The sequence below is a fragment of the Streptomyces sp. NPDC058872 genome (assembly GCF_042743065.1).
Lineage (GTDB): Bacteria > Actinomycetota > Actinomycetes > Streptomycetales > Streptomycetaceae > Streptomyces.
The window spans coordinates 23,348-33,774 of sequence record NZ_JBHYMK010000072.1 but is presented as its reverse complement, the minus strand read 5'-3'; the positions used below and the strand labels follow the sequence as shown (position 1 = coordinate 33,774).

At 69.1% G+C, this 10,427-nt stretch carries 9 protein-coding genes and 1 pseudogene; 5 read left to right on the top strand and 5 right to left on the bottom strand.

Annotated elements, in window-relative coordinates; genetic code table 11:
- Positions 1-63 precede the first annotated feature (63 nt).
- The 4 genes from ACFW22_RS31510 to ACFW22_RS31495 all read right to left on the bottom strand — a co-directional run bounded on the left by ACFW22_RS31510 (position 64) and on the right by ACFW22_RS31495 (position 3,843).
- Positions 64-390 carry a hypothetical protein gene (locus tag ACFW22_RS31510; protein ID WP_386411285.1) on the bottom strand — a complete coding sequence of 109 codons (327 nt, stop codon included), beginning with the start codon at positions 388-390 and terminating at the stop codon, positions 64-66.
- A 180-nt stretch (positions 391-570) separates the two neighbouring features.
- Positions 571-1,749 carry an ISAs1 family transposase gene (locus ACFW22_RS31505; protein ID WP_386411282.1) on the bottom strand — a complete coding sequence of 393 codons (1,179 nt, stop codon included), beginning with the start codon at positions 1,747-1,749 and terminating at the stop codon, positions 571-573.
- 374 nt (positions 1,750-2,123) lie between these two features.
- On the bottom strand, positions 2,124-3,272 hold the full coding sequence (locus tag ACFW22_RS31500) for an IS701 family transposase (RefSeq protein ID WP_386411279.1): 1,149 nt from the start codon (positions 3,270-3,272) through the stop codon (positions 2,124-2,126).
- Positions 3,273-3,396: 124 nt separating this feature from the next.
- Entirely contained in the window at positions 3,397-3,843 is a 447-nt protein-coding gene (locus ACFW22_RS31495; RefSeq protein WP_386411276.1) for a hypothetical protein, read from the bottom strand.
- A gap of 329 nt (positions 3,844-4,172) precedes the next feature.
- Between ACFW22_RS31495 and ACFW22_RS31490 the strand changes: the two are divergent.
- Both ACFW22_RS31490 and ACFW22_RS31485 read left to right on the top strand, forming a co-directional pair.
- A pseudogene (locus ACFW22_RS31490) lies at positions 4,173-4,322 on the top strand (transposase family protein); the annotation flags it as partial.
- 10 nt (positions 4,323-4,332) lie between these two features.
- Positions 4,333-4,578: a DDE-type integrase/transposase/recombinase gene (locus ACFW22_RS31485; RefSeq protein WP_386411288.1), complete on the top strand. Its 246-nt coding sequence runs from the start codon at positions 4,333-4,335 to the stop codon at positions 4,576-4,578.
- 51 nt (positions 4,579-4,629) lie between these two features.
- Here the strand turns inward: ACFW22_RS31485 and ACFW22_RS31480 are convergent, their stop codons facing one another.
- A complete protein-coding gene (locus ACFW22_RS31480; protein ID WP_386411273.1) occupies positions 4,630-5,400 on the bottom strand; it encodes a transposase in 771 nt (256 codons plus the stop codon).
- 72 nt (positions 5,401-5,472) lie between these two features.
- Here ACFW22_RS31480 and ACFW22_RS31475 point away from each other — a divergent pair, with 72 nt between their 5' ends.
- From ACFW22_RS31475 to ACFW22_RS31465, 3 genes are all read left to right on the top strand, one after another.
- Complete coding sequence (locus ACFW22_RS31475; RefSeq protein ID WP_386411270.1) at positions 5,473-5,856, top strand: hypothetical protein; 384 nt, start codon at positions 5,473-5,475, stop codon at positions 5,854-5,856.
- Positions 5,857-7,305: 1,449 nt separating this feature from the next.
- Positions 7,306-8,760, top strand: a complete 1,455-nt coding sequence (locus ACFW22_RS31470) for a tannase/feruloyl esterase family alpha/beta hydrolase (RefSeq protein ID WP_386411267.1) — start codon at positions 7,306-7,308, stop codon at positions 8,758-8,760.
- A 346-nt stretch (positions 8,761-9,106) separates the two neighbouring features.
- A complete protein-coding gene (locus ACFW22_RS31465) occupies positions 9,107-10,210 on the top strand; it encodes a hypothetical protein (protein ID WP_386411264.1) in 1,104 nt (367 codons plus the stop codon).
- The last annotated feature ends 217 nt before the right edge of the window (positions 10,211-10,427 follow it).

Sequence of the window (10,427 nt, the reverse complement as noted above, 5' to 3'; positions counted from 1 at the left end):
GATACGAAGGTCCCCGCCGGCGCCGGCGGGGACCTTCGTATCGTGAGATCGGCTGTACAGGGGTCAGCACATGAGTTCTGCGGTCTTTTCCTTGTACTCCTGCATTTCCCCTGCCTCATAGCCTGCATCCTTCAGGCTCTGCATCAGTTCCGCCGTGTCGCCGCACAGGCGGGGGCGCTGCTGGTCAAGATAGGATTTCACGCTGTCAGCGGTCAGTTGTTCCCATGTTCGCTTGGTCTCGTCGTCCTTCTCATGCGCATAGGAGAACTCGACCCATTCCTTTTCCTTTTCCGTCAGGCGGGACGTGTCAACATGCGTGTCGCTTCCGCTGCACGAGGTGACCAGGAGAGTGCACGCCACCACCACGAGACATATATGCGCTTTCTTCACAATTCTCTCTTCTGGGTAGACCGCCAGGGGTGCATGACATCTCATGCCCACGTCAACGCGGTGGTCCGCTCAGGGCTCAGTGAGCGTCTTTCGTTTCGAATTATTGTAGGTCAGGAGTATGTGGACAGCTTGTACTACAGCCGGAGATCTTGAGGGTCGGTGATCAGGGCTGATGCGTTCTCAAGCTTCGAGATCGAGTAGTTGGAGCGCGTGGTCGGTCCGTGACCGGTGGTGGTCGGTGGCGGCAGCGATATTCGTCCAGCCGGCCTGGCGGATGAGACCGATGGCGAGGTTGCGCATGGTCGCCATCGCTCTGGGGGCGGTGCCGGTGCGGACGCGGGAGGCGTCCTCGGCGAAGGTCACGTCTCGCACGTGGTGCAGGGCCTCGACCTGCCAGTGTCCGCGGATCAGTTCGGCGAGGCGGTCTGGGGTGGCCCGTTCGGGGGTGAGGCTGGTGACCGCGTAGATCGTCTTGATGGTGGTCTTGCCGGTCTTGCGGTTCGTGCGGCGGCGCTTGACCTCGATGGCCTGCACGGCGTGGGGGAAGGGGAGTCCGGGCTGGACGGTGCAGACCTTGAGACGGCGGATCTCCTGGCGTCCGTGCTGTTTGTCGCGGGTGCGGTGCTGGAGTGGGATCTCGCGCCAGGGCAGGCGTCGCAGCTGGCGACGGAGCTTCTTCTGGTTGCCCTTGACGACCAGGATGTAGTGGGCGCCCTGGGCGGTGATCTGCTCGGCGTGGCCGGTCTGGGTGTCCATCGCGTCGGCGGTGATCACGTGGTCGCGCAGGTCCATCCGGTCCAGCAGCGGGGTGAAGGCGGGGATTTCGTTGCTCTTCGTGGCGATCTGCCGCTGAGAGATGACAGCTTGTCCCTCGTGAAGGACAGCGGCCAGGAGATGGATGGCGCTCTGGTCGCCGTGACGGCTGCCGCGCACGGCCTTGCCGTCGACGGCAAGGCCCGCCAGCGCGGGCCGGTCCTCCAAGACCGGGTCGGCCGCATGTCGGGCGAGCCAGGCACCCACGGCATCATCGAGGGCGTCGCCGTCGAGACGGGACAGCAGCCGGTCCAGGGTGGTGGCTCGTGGAAGACGGCGGAGCCCGATCCGTGTCCGTAGTTCGGGGGTGGCGTCGATGGCGAACCGGGTGATGCCCGCCAGCGTGGTGGCTCCGCCGAGGACCGCGAGCAGGCACAAGGCGAGCAGGGAGCCCAGCCGGTAGCGGCGGCCTTGCGCCCGCCGAGGGTCGGGGAGCCGGTCCAGCACCTGCGACAACGAGGCCAGTCCCGGCAGTTGTGCGGGCGGGCAGGGTAGGTCGGTGTCCTCGCGGTGGCGCCGGAGGACACCGATCAGGGAGGATGACACGCGAACGCGACCCCTGTTCGTGATCAAAGGCTTCGACAACCTTGATCATCAGGGGTCGCGTTCGTCGTCTCCAGTCCGGACAACCCGGCCATCACGGCACGTACACATGCGATCGACTCATCTCGCCGAGCGAGAACGCATCAGCCCTGGGTCGGTGATCGGCGGGATCGGCCGGTGGGCGGCCCAGGGTTTTAGGTGGCGGGGCAGCGAGTCGCCGCGTCGTCGGTAGTGACTGACGGTGGCGCGGGTCTGGTGGAGGCGACGCCAAAAGTCGCAGGCCAGGACCGTTTCGACGGGGTGGTGGGGGTTGAGGCGGCTGGCGGCGAGGCAGTGCCGGATGCTCTGTCGGGAGGGCCGCAGGAGTGGGCCAGGGATCAGCCGGTGGTCTCGCTCTCGCCGTTCACCAGGTCTTTTCCCGGACCGGCCGCCTCCTCGGGGGTGTCGTCGGCGTCCGGTTCGGGGTCGGTCAGTGCGGCGTGCTGAACGGTGAGGAACGCGGTGGCGAGCATGCAGGCGGTGATGTGGCGGTGCCACGGGGTCCACTTGCGGACCTGGTACTGGGCGAAGCCGACAAGCTGCTTGTCGATCTCGTTGTCCTCCTCGATCCGCCAGCGACCGCCGGCCCGCGCGATGATCTCTGTGAGGGTGGTGCCGACCGGAGCGTGGACCAAGAAGTAGGCGATCTCCCGGTGGAGTTCGCCGTCCTTGCCGCGCCGGTTGGGGTACGGAGATCTACGCAGGACCAGCCAGTGCGCGAAACCCTCGGCGGGCGCCTCGTCCTTGACCTTCACGTCGAAGGCGGTCCAATCGTAGAGACGCTCACCCTTCGCACCGTCGCCCAGGGAACGGCGTTCCCACCGGTCTCGGGTCCTGGCGTAATGCAGCAGGTTGTCCGCTCGCTTCACGGCCCTCTGGCGGGGCTTGCCGGGCGGGCCGTCCAGCGGTAAATCGACCGGGACGGCCAGGACATAGGGAAGGGATCTGTCGTGACAGAAGGCGCGCAGGCCCCGGTCGCGTCCGTACCCGGCGTCCGCCAGGACCCAGCCGAACGGGACACCGGCGGCCAGAGCGGAGGTGAGCATCACGATGGCGAGCTCCGGCTTGGTGGCGAAGACGATGTCGTCGGGGATCCCGGCCTCACGGCAGCGGTCCGGGTCGCTCGTCCACTCCTCGGGCAGGTAGAGACGGCGGTCGATGAAAGCGTGTCCACCCAAAGCGGCATAGGTGAGCATGACCATGGTCTGGCAATTGCGGACATCGCCGGTCAGCCCGCAGTGCTGGAAGGCCACCCCGACGGACTTGATGCCCTTCTTCTGCGCCTGGGTGTCGTCGATGACCAGCGACGCCTCCACGTCGCCGAGATACTTGATCACGTAGTCGCGCACCGCGTCGCGCAACTGGCCGGCACTCCAGACCGAACCGTTGAGCAGCCACTGCATCCGGTCCGGCGTCACATGCCCGGCCCGCTCCGCCAGCCGTCCACCCGTTCTTCTTCGGCAGCTCCGCCAGCAGCCCCTCGACATACTGTGTGAACACCACCCGCGGCTCGGGCCGGTTGAACAACCGCCCCAACGAACCAGTCAGCTCGGACAGCTCCGCGTCCCATCCGGCTATCTGCTCAGCCGTCACACCCGTCATCATGCCCGGTCAACGAGGATGACAGGACACAGTCACAAGATCTCCGGCTGTAGTACTCGGTGCCTCGCTTCCGGGGCGGGACAGGGTGAGGAGATAGCACTGGTCGGTCGTTCCGTCCGCGTCGGCCAGAAGAGCGGAGACGGTGGTGGTGCGTGCGTCGTGTGTCACCTTTCTGACGGTCAGCCGACCTGGAGACCTCGCCTGGTCAAGGGCATGCTGGGCCTCCGTGACGGTCATCAGGTCGCCGCCGAGGTTTTCCAGGGCCTGCCGCGCCATGCGGGCCAGGTTGCCGATCTGCTTGCCGGGCCGGCAGATGGCAGCTTCTCGCGTGGTGACGTCGACGCGCCAGGCGCGGTCGGGACCCACGGCGTACGTGAAGACCTTGCAGGACACGATCCGGTCGACCCCGTTGGTCAGGAGATGGACAGTGTCGTACCCCGTCGCCATCTCGACCACGGCGGTGAACTCCTTGCGGGGCGCGTCGTAGGTGATGACGGGCGCCTCAGTGTGCTTTCCGATGAGGGTGGTGAGCGTGGCGGGATCGGTGGTGGCGCTCGCGCGGAGTACCCGTATCGACTCCTGGGTCGCGTGGTCGGTCCGGTCGCGGAGTTCGGCCTCGGCTGCTGTCCCGTTCTTGTCGGTGGTGTTGCCAGTACTCCACAGCCTGTACCAGAACGCGGCCGCGAGACTCCCACCGATGAGGACCAGCAGGACCAGAAGGATCAGTGAACCGCTCCGGGGGCGGTAGAGTTCAGATGATGTTTGTGACCGGGGGTTTCGTGCTTGCGGGGTGGCAGGCTCTGCTCGCTCTCGCTCATCTTCGTAATCGTCATCCGTACGACCAGCTCGCGGCGGGGTTCGGGATCGACGCCACCACCGCCTACCGCTACGTCACCGAGGCCGTCGACGTCCTGGCCGCCCTCGCCGAAGCGGTCCGGCACCCGGCTGGTCGGTGACATCACCTACCTCCCGACGGTCGAGGGCAGGCTCTACCTCGCCTGCTGGCTGGACCTGACCACCCGCGAGATCGTCGGTTACGCCATGGCCGACCACCATCGCGCCGAGCTCGTCGTAGACGCCTTCAACATGGCCTACGGCCGAGGCGGCCTGGAGCCTGGATGCGTGATCCACATCGATTGCGGTAGCGAGTGCAAGTTGACCCAATTACGCCATCTAAGGGTTGTCCCGTAAATGCTCTTTGAGCCGCCTCGGGCATGGAGGGCTGCCGTACGGCCCGCCGCCCTATCCGGCGAGGGCGAGGTTGTACATCCGGGCGATGCCGAGCATGGCGTGGTGGACGCCGTCGCCTTTGAGGCGGCAGTCGCGGAGGATCTTCCAGGTCTTCATGCGGGCGAAGACGTGCTCGACGCGGGCGCGGACCTGCTTGTGGGACTTGTTGTGTTCCTCTTTCCAGCCCGGAAGTTCGGCCTGGCCGCGCTGTCGGCGATGCGGGATGACGAGTCCGGTGCCCGGGTAGCCGCCGTCGGCGATCGTGAGGGTCTTGCCGACGGCGGCCTTGGCGCCGGATTCCTCCCAGGCCTTGCAGTCATTACGGTTCCCGGCGAGCGGCCGGCCGATCACGACGACCAGGCGGGTGTCGGCGTCGATGACGACCTGGTGGTTGGTGGAGTACCGGTAGTTCTTCGACCGCTCGGCGATGGTGTGATCCCGGGTGGGGACCAAAGTGCCGTCCACGATGAGCACGGTGTCCTTGGCGAATCGCTTGCGGGGCTGGAGAGCGAGCATCGGCCCGAGGTGGTCGATGATCCGGTCCGCCGCCGACTTCGACACCCTGAACAGCGGGGCGAGCTGGCGCATGGTCAGGTTTGTTCGCCAGTACGCGGCGACCAGCAGTGCCCGGTCCTCCAGCGGAAGGCTCCACGGTCGGCCCTTGCGGACCGCGTCCGCGCCCACGCGCCGCAGCACCGTCACCAGCTTCCCGAAAGCACGCGGGCTCAGTCCGCTGAACGGGGCTATCCAGGACGGCTCCGACGCCGTGATCACACCAGACACGACAAGATCATCTCAGTTGCCGACGCTGCCCCATGTCCTCGATCGTGTGTGCTCGGCAAGCAGGGAGGGCACATGGGACTGGTTCTTTTCCCGGGCGACGGAGACAACAGCAGTCCGGATGTCTCCTGGTCCTACAGCGGCTTCGCCGCGTTCCGGCGGCGTCTGGCCGAGACCGAGGGGTTCGTCCTGTCCGAGATGTGGGGCTTCGGCGGCGAGCGCCCATGGAGCGAGGTGTCCACCGCGCTGGAGCCACTCCTCGATCATCCGGATGACGGCGGTGACGACCTCTCGCCTGCCGAGTGCGCGTCGATTCTGGTCCGGCTGGAGGCGATCACCGACCAGTGGACACGGGAGGACAGCGACCAGCTCCTCCAGCAGCACATTGAGGACGCCCGCCAGCTGGCGGGCGTCCTGCGGCTCTGCATCGAGAAGGACGTCCCGCTGGCCTTCCTCTGAACCCCACCGACCACGGAACCCACTTACGGGACAGCCCTTAGCTTGATCTTTAACATCTGGGCCGTTGGTCAGCCGCTGAATAGGGTCGAGGTGATCTCAAGCCGCGTGGGACCATCTCGGCATGCGCCTGGTAGCTGACGGAGCCACGCCGACCTCGCGGTTGACGCTGGTCAAGGACCTCGAAACCGACGACGGGTATGCCTTCGAGCTGGAGAGCCCGCTCTTCCTGGCTGTCGGTGATCGAATCGCTTTCGAAGACGACAGGCTTGTCGTCGTGCCGGCCAGTGGAGAGCGGCTGTCACCGGCCGGCGACTGGTCTACTCGTTGCGGGCCCGGATCCCTGCAGCGCCGGTTTCCCGTCGCAGGCCCTTGCCGGCCGTCAAGCGCTCATGGATGAAGCCGACTGGCTTCCGTCCTCTGCGGTGCGGGAGGCACGGCCAGGCTCGCGTCCTCCTCTGAGTGGGCGCCCGCGTGTGGGACCGGGCCGCGTCCTTCCCGCCGACCCGACCGCACCCCGCATTCGGCGGAGTGACGGACGGAGGGCGGCGAGCGGCGGACGGGCGGGTTCTGGTACGACCGGATCCTCGAATCCGGGGCTCTGGACGACGGAGCGGTGGGCACCTCCGGCGGGGGCTCCTCGTGTCGTGCTCGTGTGGCCTTCAGCGTCCGACCAGCGGTGCCCCATCGGGTCGGGGACGTCGAAGGGCCGCTGCAGAGCGGCACGGAGTCCGGCCGGTCGGCTCAGCCCCGGCGCCGTTGGTAGCTGTCGCTTGCGGTGGGCATCGCGTTGTGGACGGCGAAGGAGTTGTAGGAGACGCGATCGGTCCGGGCCTGGCGCCGGGCCTCGTTCGATCCGCAGCCCGTCGGCGCTGTCCGTCCGACCGCTGGAACGGCGCAGCAGCAGGATCACCAACAGCAAGCCGACTGCACCGAGCAGGCCGAACAGGACCAGGACCGCGCCCATCTACTTCCTCCTTCGTCCGCGTAGGCCACGCACATCACGGGGCCGGGAGCTGCCGGGGCAGGTGGTGACCCGGCAGTGATGCCCCGGGCGCCGCCCCGCATCAAGGCCGGGTCGTTCGGACCTGTCGTCGTACGGGCGGGACGCGGTTCTGCGTGCCGGCCCGTGCAGCCGCATGCCCATGGTGTTCCCCGACCCCGACGCCCCGCATCGGCGGAGCCCGGCAGCCGGTGTGCTGTCCCGTTGCCAGAACCCGGCAGCCAGGCGCCTGCACCGGCCGGACGGGCGCCGTCCTGCCACCGGCGGTGAGCAGATCCGCACCGGTGCTGTCGCGCGCGGGCTGCGCAACCGTCCGCCCTCCCCGCCGGCGGGATGGTGGCCAAGCCCACCAGAGGGGTGCTGACGGTGGGCTGCGTACCCATGTCCCGCGTGCGATCGGCGCCATAGCCTCCCGCAGGTCCCCGTCCACGAGCCCCGGAGGCACCTCGATGCATCGTTCCCCCTTCCCTTCCCCCTCGCGCTCCTGGCGGCGGGGCGGACCGGTGGCCCTCGTCCTCACCGCCCTCGCCCTCGCCGCGGTGCCGGCCACGGCGACGGCGACGGCGGACCCCGCCGTCCGCGCCGGCCACTGCGCCCGCATGGGCCACCTGCGCGTCCCGGGCGCCGAGCACCAGCAGACGGCGTGCCTGGCCGAACTCACCACGGCCGGCACGGTCGCCTCCGGGCACACCGACCCGGCCGACTGGGGGGGACTGACGCCGAAGGACCTGGCCGTCCCCAGCGGAGTGCCCGGCATCCAGATCGACGGCTACTTCCCCGATGCCTCCACCACCAACACCAACCACGGCTGGAACCACGACGCCCAGTTCGTCATCCGCCTGCCCGACCGCTGGAACGGCGGTCTCGTGGTGGCGGGCACCCCCGGCAACCGTGAGCAGTACGCCAACGACCGGGCCATCGCGGACGGGGCGCTGGCCCGTGGTTACGCCTACGCCGCCACCGACAAGGGCAACACGGGGCTCGCCTTCTACCGGGACGGAAAGGCACCCGGCGACGCGATCGTCGAGTGGAACGAACGGGTCACCCAACTCACCCGGGCCGCTCGCGCCACGATCGCCCAGCGGTACCACCGGCCCCCGTCCCGCACCCTGGCCGCGGGTCTGTCCAACGGCGGCTACCTGGTGCGCTGGCAGTTGGAGAACCACCCGGAACTCTACGACGGGGGCGTGGACTGGGAGGGCACCCTCTGGCGGGCCGGGGGCCCCACCCTGCTGGACTTCCTCCCGAAGGCCCTGCGCGCCCATCCCGTGTACGCAGCGGGCGGCGAAGGAGCCGAACGGGCCCGGGAAGCCATGCACGCGGCCGGATTCCCCGCCGAGACCGAGTTCCTCTGGCCGTACCACCACAAGGTCTACTGGGACCTGACCCAACGCATCTACCGCGAGGAGTTGGACCCCGACTTCGACGGCGCCACCGAGGCGGGCACTCCGTACTGCACGACGGGCACGCCCGCCTGTGACACCGACTACGACTACGCCACCCGGCCCGAAGAGGTCCGGCAGGCCGTCGAGAGGATCGCGCTGACCGGACGCATCGGCAAGCCCCTGGTCACCCTGCACGGCACCCTGGACGCCCTGCTGCCCATCAGCCAGGACTCCGACGTCTACGCCCGCATGGTGCGCGAGGCCGGTCGGGAACGCCTGCAGCGCTACTACCGCATCGAGGGCGGCACCCACACCGACGCCCTCGCGGACGTGTTCCCGGACCGGCTGCGTCCCCTCGCGCCGTGTTACCGGGAGGCCTTCACCGTGCTGGAGGCTTGGCTCGCCCAGGGGTACCGCCCGCCCGCCTCCGGCACCGTCGCCCTGCCCGCCGGCCGGACCGCGGTGGCCTCGGCCAACGACTGCTCCCTGGACACCGGCGGCGCCGGCGGCACGTCATGAACGCCTGACGCTCGACTTCCCCGTGGAGACCGGTCGGGTCCGGCCGCCGTGCTCCCCGGCCGCCGTGCTCCCCGGCCGCCATGCTCCCCGGCTCCGGCTCCCCGGGCGCGGCCGGGCCCGGGAAGCCCTGCCGCACCGCGCCCTCCCCGCCGGACGCCTTCGCGACCGGCGGGGCTCGGACTCCAGCTGCGGTGCTGAGTGACCAACGGAGCTGAGTGACCAACGGAGCTGACGTCCGTCGGGCGGGATCCGCCGGCGGGTTCGACGCGCCCCGTAGAAATGGATCATGCGATCATGTGGTCGCGATCCTGTGGGGGGCTTCGCGAGGGGACGACGGGAGCTTGGTGTGGCCGTGGGCGGGTACCGGGACGGGGAATCCGTGCCGGACGAGGAGTGGGAGCGTTTCCTGCGCGAGTCGATGGAGGGCTCGGCGAACGCACCGAGGGAACCGTCCGCGCGGGCCCGCAGCGTCGGCAACCGATCGGGGAAGGGGCCCGGTCAGCCCGATGGATGGCGTACGTACACCCCGCCCGAGCCCCGACGGCGCAAGGGCTGGTACGTGGCCGGCTTCGTGGCGTCGGTGGCCCTGCTGGTCGTCGCCGTGGTGCCGGAGCGGGTCGTCGGCTGGTTCGGCAGCGAAAGCCAAGGAAGTCAGGAGAGCCGGCCCTTGGCTCCCGAAACGGGGATCCCGGGGGAAGCGCCTCCGGCGGAGCCCGCCGAGCGGCCCACCCTTGAGGAGCCCTTCAAGGGGTCGCCCGCGGCGCGTTGGGCGAGCGGTGCGGCGGGGATCACCGTGCCGGAGGCCAGGGCGACCGGGTGGATGAGCACGCCCCAGGTGGCCCGCGCCCTCGAACGGAGCCGGGACTTCCTCGTCGCGTCCAATCTGGACCCCGCGGTGTTGACGGGCGCGCGCCCGGAGAAGGCGATCACGTTGATCAACCCGCACCAACGGGACGTCCAGGACTTCCTGCGGGTCGCGTTCCGGACGCCCGACGAGAAGAACGACCCGCTGCTGCTGTTCAGCCGCTTCCAGAACTCACGGGTCCGCCTCGTCGGGGACGTGGTCAAGACCCGGGGACAGTTGACCTATCGAGAAGGCGAGCGGGGTGCGGTTCAGGTGACCGGCGACGTCACGTTCGTGTATCCGGTGACGCCCGCCGAGGGCGGTGACCAGGTCGTACGCACGATCGTTCGCCGCGAGGTGGTGATGAGCTGGGACAACCCGGCCGATGTCATCACCGCATCGGGAACCTTTTCCTTCGTGTCCTACAAGCTCGACGTGACGAACGGCGGCTGCGACACCCACGACGGTTTCCTGACGCCGACGTTCGGCGACGAGCACTCCTCCACCGGGGACGGTCCGCTGGTCGACCCCTACGACCGCAGCAGGTCCCTCGACGAGCGCACGGCGTCCGCGGAGGGCGGGTGCGGAGTCGCCACGCGGTCGTGAGGGGCCGTTCCGGTGCGGGTCGCAGCGGGGTCGACGGCACGGGCGACTGCTTCCCCCTCCCGCCCGCGCGCGGGACCGGCCGTGGTGCGGGCGGGGTGCGCAGGACGGGCCGGAGCGGGTCCGTGGCGCGGAGGACCCGCCTTCCCGGGCCCCGCCAGGGCTGACGGTCGAGGGCCGGACCTATCCTGTGGGGTGACGGACCAAGGGGGAAGGAGTC